The following is a 14290-nucleotide window of genomic DNA, read 5'->3' as shown; positions in this document are numbered from 1 at the left end:
GATCCCCGTCAGCAACACTTCCCCCTCAGCCGATTTCGCCATACGAGTATTTACCTCCCGGACACTATTGATAGCAGTGGCACCCCCGCAACGAACGATTCCGGCAACCAATGGGGCGAAGCCACGCACCGTCCTCGCCTTGAGCATCGCGCAACCACTTCGTACCCGACCAACGCCAGAGCGCCCCCTAGGAAACCCCTCGTAGTAGCCTTCAATGCATGAGCGGGGAAACCAAGAAGACATGCTTCATCGCGATGCCAATGACGACACACGCGGACGAAGCCGATAAGTACGGAGACGACAAACACTGGGAGCATGTAATGGAGGCGCTTCTCGTCCCAGCAGTCGAAGAGGCGGGCTTCGAACCGATTCGCCCCAACACTGCAGGCTCGCACCTCATTCACGCTCGAATTGTCCAGCACCTAATCGAGGCGGACATGGTGCTTTGCGACCTGAGCGGGAGCAATCCAAATGTCTTCTTCGAGCTAGGAGTCAGGACCTCTCTCAATAGGGCAATATCGCTCGTAATTGACGAGAAGTCGGAGATTCCTTTCGACACCTCCGGAATACACACTAAAGAGTATTCATCCACGATTTACGGGTGGGATCTCGAAGCGGAGCGAACCAAGCTAGCCCAGCATCTCTCCGAATGCGACGTGAGTTGCGAAGGATCCAACCCCTTGTGGAAGCACTTCGGTTTGACGATCACCGCTGACGCTCCACGGAGCGATGAATCCCCAGAGTCGGCGAAGCTCGATCTCCTAGCCGAGCGAGTGGAGACGATGAGCAAACAAGTCCAGTCACTCATGCCCGTGCGCTACAAGTCGGCGAACTACCTGCCGGGAGATTCGAACGAGACCATCTCGAACCCATCGCTCAGCGCACTCCAGCGCAAGTACCGCCAAACCGACGCCGAGCTCTTCCAAAGCGAGACCACTCGGCGCGGACTACTGAAGCCACATGCAGTCACGGTCACCGGTCCGCGTGCCGTCGAGGTCGCAATCACAGCAGCCGAAAAAGACGACGGGCGCGAGACCGACATCCTCGAACTCGCCAGAAGCTATCGCCTCCAAGTTGAGGTCAAGGCCTACGCCAATCGCCACGGGAAGCTTTACCAGGAACGATTCAACTACGACTTCAGCGAATCCGAAGAGCAGTGAGACCGGTCCACAAAGGGCCCCTGCACTCATCCGAGATCCCTATCATATATATAGGGAAATAAGCGCGGGGTCTTGATTGGTACACCAAGAAAACGGGTACACCCCCTCTGGCACCGACATGACGAGCGCGCGCAGCGCCCCGTGGCAACTCGCGAGCTACCATGCGCATCGCCTGCGGGCTCGCGGGCTTGTGCGGGCTTGCTCCCACTGGCGCGCAACCCCTACCCCGCTTCATTGGTCAAGGAGGCGGGAGCGCACGCGAAGCCCGCGCAGCCCGCGCAGTCAAGGTGACGCCTCGTAGTTCGGCGTCAATGTGCGCGGGCCCACGGGGCTAGTCGCGGGCATGTCGCAGACGTTCCCGCGTCGGCGGAGACGCACCCCCGGTGCACGCAGCGCGAAACTCGTCCGGCACCGAGGGACCCCTCGAGGGCAGGGGGGGTACCGCTATGGTCAGGCCATGAAGTCCCAGGAAGACGCCGTCTCTACGTACGTGGAACTGACTCCGCACCTCTATCGCTACCTTGACGCCGCACACGAGATCCAGCGACTTGCTCGGGAGATTGACACAAGCGAGCTGAAGGCGGAGCCCTTCGTCGACCGGTTCGTGTCAGAAGCAGACCGCCTCTTTCCGCATCTAGCATCCGAGCACCACAGGGAAGTCGGCCAACTGCTCGAACACGAACTGCGAGATCACAGGGCCGAGATCGAGGCGATGAGCACTGGTCTCGCCCCGCTAGCCATCGACGCTCTGGATGTCGAGTGGCTCCAGGGACTGAAGGACGCCATCGATGCAGTGACGAGCGACTCCATCTCATCGTGGTTCTATTTGCAGGTGTGGCCGCGGGTAGCCCGCAGCAGATGGGGCTCAGATGCTCTGCTGCCCGCCCTACTGACCACCGCCATCGGAGACTTCGAAGTCCTCGTAGCACGCTATGTACGGTCCATCCTGACGCTCAGGCCACAGATCCTGAGCAAGTACGAGCGGACGTACACCATCGACGAGATTAGGAGATTCGACGACCTCGACGACCTCGAGGCTGAAGCCATCGCCGACAGGGCGGAGCGCCTCATGACCGGAGGGTACGAGTCCTGGGCGCAGTGGCTGCTTGAACGCGGAGTCGATGTCGACGGGGCTACTCGCAATCCAAACCCAGTCATCCTTGAAGCCTTTCAGCGCCGCCATCTCATTGTGCACAAGGGGGGAGAAGTCGACAGCTCCTACCTTCGCAAGGTGCCAAACACCGCGCTAGCCGTGGGGGACGACGCTGAGGTCACGTCCGCCTATCTCGTCGACGTGGTGGACGCGCTGACGACCGTGGCATTGAAGATCAGTGCGGCTTCCATGAAGCACTTCACCAAGGGGTCGCCCCCGCAAATCGGCAGCGTATTCGACTTCATCGTCAGCCAGTCGACCTACACGCTTCTGAGCAACCGACAATTCGAAGTCGTCGCCAACTTCGAAGAGTGGGCCGCACCGCTGCGCCACGACCAGCTCTCCCGGCAGATTGCGACCGTCAACGCATGGCTGGCGCGGAAGCGGATGGGAGAGTTCGCCGCGGTCCAACACGACGTAGAAAGCTGGGACACGGACGACCTCGATCCGAAGTTCACTCTTGCGAAGCTAATCCTGACCGACAAGATCGCCGAAGCACACGCGCTCGCGCGGAACCTAGCGGAGGCAGGGGCGCTTGCGGAGCAAGAGTTCCTGAAGTGGCCGTTGCTCGAGGAAGTGCGCGACCACGACTCCCTCATTCAAGAGGCTTCCCTGCGAATCACTTGGCACGATCACTAGCCCCCAACAGTGTCGAGCGATCGTCCACGCGGCGCCTACATGCTCGCCACGCATCAGAGCTGCCCCATGCATCAAGAGTGGGCTTCCCATGCCGCTCAGACGACTCACAAGAGAGCACCGGAGGAACCTGCCCTTGGATATCGAGACCATCGTCGCGACATTCGTCAGCGCACTCGCTGGTACAGCACTCGGTTCAGCGGTCACGCTCGTTGCCTGGCGTCTCGACAAGAGGCAGAAGCAACGGGAGGCATTCGACGTCGCGCTTGCAAAGCTCGTGGCGGCGAACGCCGATTGGCTGGTCCCGGAACGGGCCATTGAAGTCGCGCGAGACGAGTTGCTCAAGAACGGAGCAACATGCAAGGAGATGTACTCGGGCACCGACAAGAGCCTTCTAACGGAAGCACTCAACAAGCATGAACTGCAGTTCGTAGCAGTTGTTCAATTGCACGCTGCAGCGTTCACGCGACGGCACCGGAAGATGACAACTCAAATCGTCGACTGCGGGAGAGTGCATGAGAGCTCGGCGTGGTGGTACCAGTCGCGCCCGAGATTCGCGGCATTACTCAATGACGCGCTCACCTCGTGGACGATCGACCAGCAGACTGCTTCGATTGACCGTAGACGCTACTTCAAGCAGGAGTGGGAATCGCATGGCGGTCAGGGCCGTTGGCGCCAGTTCGTCCATGCGTGGGAGGCCACGAGAGGTCGAAAGCAGACACCCTTCACGAGGTTCGAGAAGGAACTCGACGAGGTGATGAACCTCATCACCCGCACCAATGACAGCGGACGCGAGCTATGTGACAAGCGACGGAAGGACAGGGAGTGACGATTCGAAATTACCTTCGAGTCGACACCGCGGCCTTCGCCAGCGCGGGCTAGGCTCGCGTTGGACCACGGGAGGTTTCTCAGGTGAAGGCAGACGAAGTTCAGGCCAAGGAGTTCTTCAAGTCGGGAGAGCAGCTCCTCATCCCTATTTGGCAGCGCCACTACGCCTGGGAGAAGCCTCAGCTCACCGAGCTGTGGACTGACATCGAGCGCATCCGCGATACCGAAGAGGCGCCTTCGCACTTCATCGGCAGCATCGTGGTGAAGAAGATTGACTATGACGGGCGCCGTACAGAGGCACAGCGCTACTACGTGGTCGATGGCCAACAGCGCATCACCACACTCACCATCCTCGTATGCGCCATTCGCGATCGTCTCGCTCAGCTTGAGTCAACCGTGGAAGAGCGCGCTGCCCTAATCCAGAACTTCAACTCACAAGAGCTACTCAACGCGAACCTCAAGGAAGGACACCGGGAGCGCTTAGTGCTTCAGAAGCGCGACAGGGAGGCACTGTTGCCCCTTATCCAGGGCGTCCCGAACCCTGGCTCAGACACCCTGGTCGATCGTGCCTACGCATTCTTCAAGGGAAAGCTAGAACCGATGGACAACGAGGCCCTTGAAGAGCTTCTGAGCCTCATCAAGACGCACCTCACAGCTGTGTGGGTTGGCCTCGACAACAATGACAACGCGCACCGCGTATTCCAAACCCTGAACGCTGGAGGCAAGAAGCTCCGCCAAGCCGACCTTGTCCGCAACTACTTCTTCCTGTTGCTCGCCGAGAGTGGCGAGGAGTTCTTCACATCGTCCTGGCTGCCGATGGAGCAGCGGCTTAGTGACGACGAGCTCGTTGACTACATGGTGGCTTGGAGCGTCAGCCAAGGCCACAACGGAAGCAAAGAGTCACTCTTCACGTATTTCCACCGCGACCTTGTTCCCTTCGAGCGGTCGCTGAACGACGTGCTCGCGTACGGAAGTGAGTTCACCGGCACGTCAAGGATCTTCCGATGGATTCGTGAGCCAGAATCGAGCGACCTCAGCCCCAACGCGAAGTCTGTTGCGACTGACCTGCGCAACTGGTCGACGCTGCCCGCAGATGGCCTGCTACTTTGGCTGCTTCGGCAGCGCGAGAGCGACCGTATGACCGACGATCAGCTCGCGGAAGCGTTCGAAATCGTGTTGTCATTCATGGCCCGCCGCCAACTCGCCGGCTACGAGCCGAACCTCCACAAGTCGATCTTCGTGCAGACCACGAGGACACTGCGCAGCAAGCCGAACCACAATGGCCAAGAGATCGTCGAACATCTGCATTACGCGTTGTCCTCCGGATCGGCACGCTCGACTTGGCCGAGCGACGCGGCCCTGCAGGAGGCTGCACGCACGACACCTATTTACACACGGTCGAGGCACCGGTGGGTACTGGGTCTCTTGGAACGCATCAATCGCGGGATGTTCGTCATGCAGAAGCACCAGCCACCGGTGCTGGACCGCTCGACCCTCACCATCGAGCACGTCATGCCACAGACGCTCTCGCCTGCTTGGCTGAATGACTTGAGCACATGGGGAGTGCAGGAGCCTATCGAAAAGCATCAAGAGCTCGTCCACGTGCTCGGGAATCTCACTCTCACACCGATCAACAGCGAACTGTCGAACGCCCAATTCAGCCGCAAGAAGGAACTCTTCGAGGACGACTGGCTTCGTCTCAACGCCCGCATCTGCGACGCAAGTACCTGGTCCCCCGCCAGAATCGACGAGAGGTCCGGGGAGCTTGCACGGATCGCCTGCAGCGTCTTCAAAGCGCCCATGACGCAGGACGAACAAGCGGCCGCCGCGCCTCGATTCTCCAGTACGCCACGCACTGCGCAGGAGAGGGCCGAAGACGAGGAGGACTCAGACCCGTTCGAGGAGGACGAGGACTGACTGGCTCGAAGGCACAACGGCGCTTCGGGAACAACGCCTGTTATCCACGAAATCGATTCTTGATGTGCCACGCGAAGTGTGGACGAGTACCGGGTCGTTCTTGCCAACGAGCAATGGAGTTGCCTTCGATCTTCGCCAAGGCATAGCCTCTCGCGGGACCGCTGGGCAAATCGTCCGAGAGCACCGCAGTCCCGCCTGCGTCAACCGAGACAAAACCTCGCTCGAACAATTCGTCGCACCCAAAACGGCAGGCCACCATCGCTACGTTCTCGAAGTCCCGCTTCTCGTCGTCCGAGCATTCGGAACGGGGCTTGATATGCGCGGCGACCAGTAGCTCCGATGGGAACGTCCGTACGCACAGGTCGCACACGGCGTCGGCGCCACTGAGCAAGTACTTCCGTAGTTGCCCTTGCTCAGCCCTCGCTTGAACGATCCGCTCGACTTCCAGAGCGGACAGCCGCAGCCCTGCCACTTCCTCCGCAGAACGATCATGCGAGGAAGAGCGGACAATTCCTAGGTTCTCTTCGAGCGCAAGCAACACGCGGGAAGCGATATCTCCCCGATGGGGGTCACCGTCCTCGAGCACTGTGAACCCTTGGATGATGTTGCGAGGGCTGTAGCCAGCAGCTTCGTTGATGAACCCGTAGTCGTCATCGAAGACACGTACGTCTCGCAGTGAGTACATGAACTGCCACTGGGGCTCGCCAGGATCGGCATGCCAAAGCCTCGAAGCGAGTTCCGCATTTTCGAATGGAACGGCAACCGTGGCGACGGCTGTCACCTTCCCGCTGCCGGTGAACACGGCAACGTCGCCAGACTGGAGCTTCCTCCAATGGCGCTCTCCCGCTCCATTCTTGGCACGCTTCGTGCCCCAGAGTGGCACGAGGTCACCGCCGTGAGATTCCCTGAGCGCCGTGCTGAGCTCCGGACTCAAGAGCCCCTCGTAGTCTGGCCGAGCGATATTGACCGGACGCGCGACGGTGTCTTCGAAGTGACCGACAGCATCTTCGTCCGAGGCAGCGATAAGAGCAACATTGACTGGCATTTCTTCCTGCCGCCTAACCCTAGGACTCGGGTTCTTGGTAGGCGGTGTACTTCGCGGCGCTCCCCCGCGCCACATCGGCGGGATATCGACTCTCGTTCAGGCTGAGTTTGCTGTCCACCGCCCCAAGGAGATCGATATCAACGACCTGAGCCAGACGCATGAGGTATATCAAGACGTCAGCCATCTCGTGGCTGAATCGAAGCCTGTTGTCGGAGACTTCAAACCACTCAACGACCTCGCTATCGGGCACCCACTGGAGAAGCTCCGCGAGCTCGCCCATCTCTCCTGTCGCAGCAAGAATGAGGTTCCTTGGTGTGTGGAACTGATCCCAATCGCGGGCTTTCGCGAAGGCGCCGACATGGTCGAGCGTCGCATCGAACCTCTCCATGCCACGAACGTACAGCTGCGCCAGCCGCAGGTCTGCGTGACTCGCGGTATCGCTACTCACAGACAGGCAATCGACTTGTTGACGTAACACCAAGACCCACGATGGATCGAGCAGTGTTTCACCTGGTACAGGCAGATTGAAGGCGCGATTCGCCCCATTCTCCGACACTCGTACTACAAATGCCGTGTCACGAGGTAGTGGCTCTCCTTTGGCTGGCTAGGATGGCGCCAAACCAACGGCGACGGCGCGCGTGATGGCGCGGCTTTCACTCGCTCAATTCCAACTCAAGGGGGCAGAGTTCGTGATTGAAGAGGCCGACTGCGCGGAGAAATTGCTAGGCATTGCTTTGGTGATTCCGACGGCACAGGGGCCAAGCGCCGTGCCGGCGCGGCCAGACGAAGCACGGGACTCGGCTGAGAGCATCGAACGGCGCTCGAGGCACAATCGAGAGTTTGGCAAGACCCTCGGGGACTTGCTCGCCGAGGGCGAGACCTTGCGCGGTGGTGGCGCAGACGTGAAGGCCCTCAAAGGCTCAGGCCTCGTACTCGACCGGGCGTTCGTGTGCGGGCCCTGGTCGGAGCCAGATGGAGTCAAACGAATCGTGGCACTGCTGCGCCCTGCGGAAGAAGCCAGCAGCTCGAACCAGGTACACCGTGCGATCCAGGTGGCCCTCCAGCCCACCGTAGCCAGGCAGATCATGCATGCAGTAGGGCATGTTGGGGGCGAGCAATTCGACGAGAACGGGTTCCTTCATGGCGCCAACAGCTTTTCCAAGGCAACATTCGCGGTTGCCGGCGTTCTCGGCGGCGGTGGGGGCGAGGACCCTGCGGTCGATGACCACCGAAGGTTCGTGAAGACCAGCGTGCCCGACATCAATGGACTTGAGCGGCGATCTCGCCTCGCAGTACTTGCATTGCTGCAGGCGGAGACCATCAACGACATTCACCTAGGCATCGTCGACTTAGAACCAAGTGGTGCCGCGCCATTGCAGGAGGCCTCGACCAACCTTCTCGGCAGCAGACAAGCAAACTTCCGGCGGTCGCGGTGGTTCCGTACCGTCGAGGGCAGCCGCGTCGACACGTTGTTCCTCCGTTCACTGCAAGATGGCTTGAACCTCCCTGCGCTGGCCGACGAAGTCCAGAGCGAGATCGAAGCCATGGCGCGATGGGTAGCTCAAGTTGCGCAGAAGGCCGAAGACGAGCGCGCAGCAGCTCGGACGCGATGGTTCGAAGGAGCGATCGGGATCCTCGCCATACCGTCCGTCGTTGTCGGCTTCGTGCAGATCGCGCTGCCCGAACCGGGCCCCACAGCGTTGTGCTGGGGCATTGGCCTCTCCCTCGGGCTGCTAGCCATCTTCGGGGCCTACATCTGGCTCCGAGACCTCAAGAGATGACCATCATCGACCAAGGAACTGCAGAATGAGTTTGACGCCACAGGCATTCACCATGGATCAAGTCGCCGCACAAGCCGGGCTGGCCGGATGGGGAAATGTCGCTGCAGGACACCGTCGCGACTCCGCGCACGCCCGTGGCCAGTCGAGGGCGATCGAGCTCATCGCCAAAGCGTTCAGCAACACCGGGGCCTGCGCACAGTTCAGGCACCTGGGAGCGCTCGTTCTGCACAGGCCAGTCGCGGGTCGCGGCACTATCGATCTTGTCGTCTGCGGCACACGGCGTGGTCGGCCCCGCTTCGCAGTGATCGCACTTGAGTCCACAAACCGCGGCTTCTGGCAACAACCAGCGCTTGAGATCGCGCAGGGCCACGCCATCTGGCTGCGCAGCTACCGGGCCCCCGCGCAGGGTCTCCAAAGCAGAAACGGCAGCACCGCCACATACGTGGCAGCAGCGATCGATCCGAGGGCCGGCAAGCATGGGCAGCAGAAGACCGAACGAATGGAATACACGATCGCTTCGCAGGAAGGCCTGCTCGGCTTCTTGAAAGCGAACTTCGACACGAAGGACCGCAAGGGCCCCCAATCCGGCAAGCAGCTAGCACACGGCTTCCTCTCTGCCGCGTACCGCCAGGCCCCCGCCGTGCACGACGCCGTGTACCAGATCGTTCGCGAAGGGAAAGGGTTCGCGCTCACGGACGAGCAGCGAGATGTGGTCTCGCGTGCGGCTGCCGAGGCGAAGCAAGCATTGGAGAACACTGCCGAAGGAAGCTGCCATATTGTGCTGGTCACGGGGGGACCAGGCACGGGCAAGACGTGGGTAGGACTCCATCTTCTCGCGGCCCTTTCCCGCAATCGGAACAACTGGCTAGGGCTTCGCCGCCACGAGCCGCTGAACGTCACCTACGGGTCGCACTCCCCGGCACTAATGAACGCCGCGGTCGAGGCTCTGAAACGGAATGTCGATCGCCGCACGAAGGCTGGCAAAGCACAGGCAGACCTCAAGGGACTGGCAGTTTCCACACGGTCATTGTCCGATCCGAGGCCTGACCGGGCGCTCCAGCACGATGTGGTGATCGTTGACGAGGCCCACCGGCTTACACAGTTGCCCGGAAACAAGTTCGACCTGCCGGGATGGGCACGGGACAACGCTACGGGAGACGAAGGTCTGACCGCCTTCCACATCCTTTGCCAACGCACGCGGGTCGCGGTGCTGTTCCTCGATGACGGCCAACGAGTCGATCCAGAGAGCCACTTGACGGTTGAGGAAGTCAAGCGCACCGTCGCGAAGCTCGAGGGCAGGGCGACGCTAGGCGAGCCTCTGGTGTTGACGAAGCAGTTGCGTGGCAACCCGGACTTCAGCTCGTGGGTCGACACCTTTCTCGCAGGCAGAATCCTGAACCCCAGTAGCATCGACGGATTCACGCTTGAGCACGCGCGAACCGCCGCTGACTTCGATGCCCTCGCAAAGAAATACTTCAACCCCGAAAAGCACTTCGAGGACAAGGGCGAAGTCGATCGCCGTGTCCTCGCGGGCTTCTGCTGGGCCTGGGATGCAGGAGAGAAAGGCAAGAGCAAGGCGGAGAAGAAGGCAGGGCTTTTCAGCGACGTTAGGCGGACCGTTAGAATCGGAGATGACTTCGCCTACCCCTGGAACCTCAAAGTCGGCGTAGAGGGCCGCCCGGACTCGAACCATTGGGCCGTCCAAAAAGCGGGACGCGATCAGGTCGGCTCCTATTTCAGCGCACAGGGGTTTGACTTCGACGAATGCGCAGTGATCATCGGCGAAGACCTTGGTATGCGAGAAGGACGGCTGCATGTGTTTCCCACGAAGCACGCGAATCGTGACCTCGCTACCGCGCTAAGAAAGTATCCGTGCGAGGGCGATCCCTTTGCCCCCATCGCTGTCGAAGACCTCGCCCGGCTCAGCACCGACGACCCCCGCCATACGATCGTCAACCAGTACCGCGTACTACTGACCCGCGCTCGCAGCTCCGTCGTTATCTACGCATGCGACGAGGAACTCCAGGCAGAGCTGGCCAAGTGGCTTCCTGCGCTGAAATAGCGTGGGCTCAATGCTGCAAGTCTGCGATGACGAGTTTGTGCTCTCGCCGTAGGCTCAGCGGGCCCCGACGCGCGCATATTTGCACACGCCCTAGCGGAAGTCTGTGGTGACGCCCCGCAGCACCCACGCAATACTGACTCCATGAACGAGCCTCGCCACCGCACGATGCGTGTCGGACTCGTCCGTCACGGTGAGACTGACTGGAACGCCGAGGGCCGGGTTCAGGGCTCTGCCGATAGGCCACTCTCGGAACGAGGCAAGACGCAGATCCTTGAGCTCGGCAAATCGCTTCGCGGCTCAAATTGGGAACGGATCATCTCTAGCCCGCTACGTCGCGCTGTTGTCTCGGCGGAGCTAATGAGTAGCGTTCTGGAGCTACCGGCACCCCAGATTGACGAGCGCCTCGCGGAACGGTCTTACGGAGTTGCCGAAGGGTACTCGGTCTCGCAAGCAAAGCTTCTCTTCCCTGAGCAAGCTGAAGTCGCTGGCCGTGAGGATCCATCGGTGTTTCGCGGCCGCGTGTACTCGGCCCTGGACGATCTCGCAGAGCTTGACTGCGACGCGGTGCTCGTTGTTACACACGGCGAAGCCATTGCAGCATTGCTCGAGCACATGGGGAAAACTGTTCCACGAGTACTTGCGGGGAGCCTGCACGAGATCACGCTCGAGCGTCCGGGCGACAAACGATCGACGATACGCCCCAGAGACTGCCGCGATACGCAGTCCTGAGGCGATACCGGACAGTTCACCCGTCGAAACGCAGTTTCGCAGACCTCAAACGGGCCTCAAGATCCGCCAACGTGGCGTCACAAACAGGGCGGCCCGAAGCAGACACGAAGGGCATTCCGACAACATCGAGATACGCCCGCGCGGCGCCTAGGAAACCTGTTGCGTTCGACGATGGCAGCACCACAGTAGGCCCATCGTTTCCGAACCCGCCGTCCGCAGCCAAGCGAAGCGCCGTGCCACTGTGCTCTTCGGCGATTCGCGCGAGTCGATCCATGACTGCATCGAGCTCGGACTGCTGCGCGACTCGCGTCTCAAACACCTCTCCGAGCACGTCGACCGGATTTGGGCGGACATCCTTTCGAATCGAAGATTTCAACTCGCCCAACAAGTCGCGCCCAACTGCAGTGTCGCCGATTTGCCGAGCAGATGTGTACCCGACGAAATCAACGGAGACGACCTCGGTATCGAGTTGCGCTGCCGGCCAAGCTGGCCGGTTTCGAAACGGTGGCCGCGACCGAGAATACGAAACAGGCGGCGTCTTCGCAGCAGCGGTCAACAATTCCGAAAGACTCGCGGACCCCAACACTTGATCACTGCTTGCAGGTCCCGGCTCTTGACTCAGTAGCAGGCGTGCCGCAACCAACACCGTCCAGGCCCAGAAACCTTCGGAGCAGGCCTTGGGCTTGTCGGCTGGAACAACGACAGCGATGGCGCCGTTGGGAATTCCACAGTCCATGGCGAAGCTAGTGCTGCCAGACAGGTCTGCTTGAGGCCCCGCCAGGAGCATTGCGTTGTGGGCGACAGCTAGATCGGCGCTATCAGCGTGGCGGTCGATCAGTGCAGATATCGCCTGCGCTGCCAGCATCGGCGAACCGAGCGACTGCGAGATTCGCGAGAAGTCGAGCCCGACAAGCGCAGCGCCTCGCCAACCAATCGGTTCTTCCTCGGCCACGAGATCCGCGAGAAGCAGCTGAGGCATTAGCGGGATCCAAGTCCGAGCGCTCGGAAGTACTCGGCGCTACGAGACCAGGCCTCGTCGAGCGAACGCTGGATCGGCGTTGCAGTGGCGAGCTTTGACCAAGCGACCTCCCACTCTCCAGGGGGGTCAGATGCGATCCTCCAGCAGGTATCGAGTTCCCTCAAATGGCGACGGACGCTTGAACGAGGCACCTCTTGCTCAGGGAGCCCGATCAGCTCAAGGTCGAAGAGATCTCTGCAGCGCGAGCTGACCCGGCGCGCGTCTCGACACTTGAATAGCGCGTGAAGCTTGTTCGCTATCACCCATTCAAGCGGCTCCACCTGCACACCCGATCCGGAACCAGGGAGCTCTAGAAGGGCTGATTCAGAGTGGGGCCAGTCAACGACGAGCTGAACCTCGAGCCGGTCGAGGGGCTCGCTGGTTCCCCGGACAACGGTGACCTTCTTCGAGGGTGTTGCTCCCGATCGGAGGTATATCGGCGTGGGGTCAGTGACTACAGCGAAATCGGCTGCGGAATCGATCGCATCCAGCGCCCTTTCAACAGGAGCAGCCATTGCCACGTCAAAGTCCTCCGGCACACGGCAGGGCCGAACACCGTGTAGGCCGACGGCCGTGCTGCCCACGACCTTCCCGAGAGGCCGTTCCGACGAACAAAGAAGCTGCGCGAGTCGGTGAACGGATTCGAAGCGTATCTGGTCCCTGCGGGTGGGCGGGTCGACGGGCGAGTCGAGTGTCATCGCCGACGCCAAGCCGCCGGAAGGAGCTCGCCCAACATGGACCTCAAGCCGGGCAGGATCAGAAGCGCAATTCCAGACGCCACGAACGCGCCGAGCACGGGCCACCCAATTGTCTTGAGATCCGTCGGACTTGTCGCTTGCCAGACTGCGAAGGCGATGGAGGCCGGCAGGCTCACAACAGCGATGACTCCTAGGGCTGCATTCGTTTGGGAGGCAAGCCGACGCTGTATGCCGTTCTCCAGAGAAGCGACCTCTGCGCCAAGCGATTCGGCACGTTCGGGAAGCTCGAGCATGAGTCGGCTGCGGCGGAGGATTTCTTGGCCAGGTCCCCGCTCGAGAGCCCGTTCACCCCAGTACATCTCGTGGAAACGGCGCACCACTTCGGACGCCCCGACGACGAAGTCTCTCCCATCCTTACCGTCGAGGTAGAGGTCAGCGATCCTCTCTTCAAGCTGGCTGGCCACGAGATTTTGCATCTCGGCAAGCAGAATCATGTCGAGTTCGAGGGAACGGAAGCGGACGTACCGCCGCTCTACCTCATCCGGTGATGGCATCGTCCCGTCAGGCGCCGCGCGTCCAAGGTGGACGACTCCGTCCCGCATCACGGCACACCTCCACGATTCATTGATAGCAACATCACTCGCAGAAACTTCGCTGGCAATCGATGCCGGTAGCCCGATCCTCTGAGGCAGCTGGCATGTACCCAAGTACCACAGCCAAAGATCAGACGACTTGTCGGGCTGGTAGTCGAACATCTGGAACGTGTCGTACGGGTTGGGCACGAGGTACGCCATGCGCGCGCGGCGCCGGTCTGGATTGATCGGGAAACGGGAGCCGATGAATTCTTGATAAGTCTGGCGCGTAACCGATCCATGGCGCGGATCGATGTCTGCAAGCTCGATGAGCGCAGCCAATGAGACCTCGCTTGCTTCAGGGACGGTCCCATGGACCGCGACCAGCGCGCGGCGGTCAGCTCCCAACAAGAGAACCTCAAACGCGAACAACTCAGCGCGCAATGCTGTGCCGCGCTGTGTCGTAGCCCGGACTTTCGCGTTCTGCCGGTAGTGCCACCGAACATGTTGTGAGTCTGTACCCCACAGGAGGCTCCTCAGCTGCGGATGCCGTACATACGGCGCCCGAGCGACCTTCTTCGTAATCATTTGCTCCGCCGTGCCTTGCTCTGACGGCAGTGGCAGGGGCCCCCTCGTCAAGAGAAAGGCATCGCGGTCGACCTGTACGTCGAATACAGCAACGAATTCTGCA

At 60.9% G+C, this 14290-nt stretch carries 12 protein-coding genes; 7 read left to right on the top strand and 5 right to left on the bottom strand.

From position 1 onward, the window contains the following. Positions 1-218 precede the first annotated feature (218 nt). The 4 genes from AOP78_RS10570 (at position 219) to AOP78_RS10555 (ending at position 5694) form a co-directional block, all read left to right on the top strand. Positions 219-1160 (top strand): hypothetical protein, encoded by a 942-nt coding sequence (locus AOP78_RS10570; RefSeq protein ID WP_062204162.1) that lies wholly within the window; start codon positions 219-221, stop codon positions 1158-1160. A gap of 457 nt (positions 1161-1617) precedes the next feature. Continuing rightward, positions 1618-2952: a hypothetical protein gene (locus AOP78_RS10565; protein ID WP_062204159.1), complete on the top strand. Its 1335-nt coding sequence runs from the start codon at positions 1618-1620 to the stop codon at positions 2950-2952. A gap of 133 nt (positions 2953-3085) precedes the next feature. Then, on the top strand, positions 3086-3778 hold the full coding sequence (locus tag AOP78_RS10560) for a hypothetical protein (protein ID WP_062204156.1): 693 nt from the start codon (positions 3086-3088) through the stop codon (positions 3776-3778). 83 nt (positions 3779-3861) lie between these two features. Beyond that, complete coding sequence (locus tag AOP78_RS10555) at positions 3862-5694, top strand: DUF262 domain-containing protein (protein ID WP_062204152.1); 1833 nt, start codon at positions 3862-3864, stop codon at positions 5692-5694. A gap of 40 nt (positions 5695-5734) precedes the next feature. Here the strand turns inward: AOP78_RS10555 and AOP78_RS15060 are convergent, their stop codons facing one another. Both AOP78_RS15060 and AOP78_RS10550 read right to left on the bottom strand, forming a co-directional pair. Beyond that, on the bottom strand, positions 5735-6739 hold the full coding sequence (locus tag AOP78_RS15060; protein ID WP_152659513.1) for a hypothetical protein: 1005 nt from the start codon (positions 6737-6739) through the stop codon (positions 5735-5737). Positions 6740-6758: 19 nt separating this feature from the next. Then, positions 6759-7127, bottom strand: a complete 369-nt coding sequence (locus AOP78_RS10550; RefSeq protein ID WP_062204704.1) for a nucleotide pyrophosphohydrolase — start codon at positions 7125-7127, stop codon at positions 6759-6761. Between the two features lie 301 nt (positions 7128-7428). On the opposite strand from AOP78_RS10550, the gene AOP78_RS10545 reads away from it, so the two are divergent. The 3 genes from AOP78_RS10545 (at position 7429) to AOP78_RS14785 (ending at position 11311) form a co-directional block, all read left to right on the top strand. After that, entirely contained in the window at positions 7429-8520 is a 1092-nt protein-coding gene (locus tag AOP78_RS10545; RefSeq protein WP_160297625.1) for a hypothetical protein, read from the top strand. Positions 8521-8545: 25 nt separating this feature from the next. Next, positions 8546-10582 (top strand): DNA/RNA helicase domain-containing protein, encoded by a 2037-nt coding sequence (locus AOP78_RS10540; RefSeq protein ID WP_083980036.1) that lies wholly within the window; start codon positions 8546-8548, stop codon positions 10580-10582. 141 nt (positions 10583-10723) lie between these two features. Further along, positions 10724-11311, top strand: coding sequence for a histidine phosphatase family protein (locus tag AOP78_RS14785; protein ID WP_083980035.1), 588 nt, complete (start codon positions 10724-10726; stop codon positions 11309-11311). 16 nt (positions 11312-11327) lie between these two features. On the opposite strand, the gene AOP78_RS15055 is transcribed toward AOP78_RS14785, so the two are convergent. The 3 genes from AOP78_RS15055 to AOP78_RS10535 all read right to left on the bottom strand — a co-directional run bounded on the left by AOP78_RS15055 (position 11328) and on the right by AOP78_RS10535 (position 14187). Continuing rightward, positions 11328-12290 (bottom strand): hypothetical protein, encoded by a 963-nt coding sequence (locus AOP78_RS15055; RefSeq protein ID WP_152659512.1) that lies wholly within the window; start codon positions 12288-12290, stop codon positions 11328-11330. After that, positions 12290-12844 (bottom strand): nucleotidyl transferase AbiEii/AbiGii toxin family protein, encoded by a 555-nt coding sequence (locus AOP78_RS14780; protein WP_236685369.1) that lies wholly within the window; start codon positions 12842-12844, stop codon positions 12290-12292. Before AOP78_RS14780 ends, AOP78_RS15055 begins: the two co-directional genes overlap by 1 nt. A gap of 179 nt (positions 12845-13023) precedes the next feature. After that, on the bottom strand, positions 13024-14187 hold the full coding sequence (locus AOP78_RS10535) for a hypothetical protein (RefSeq protein WP_152659510.1): 1164 nt from the start codon (positions 14185-14187) through the stop codon (positions 13024-13026). Positions 14188-14290 lie beyond the last annotated feature (103 nt).

Origin of the sequence: Demequina salsinemoris, from assembly GCF_000974805.1 — a bacterium.
GTDB classification, from domain to species: Bacteria; Actinomycetota; Actinomycetes; order Actinomycetales; family Demequinaceae; genus Demequina; species Demequina salsinemoris.
The sequence above is the reverse complement of the archived record's forward strand: the minus strand, read 5'-3'. Positions and strand labels throughout refer to the sequence as shown.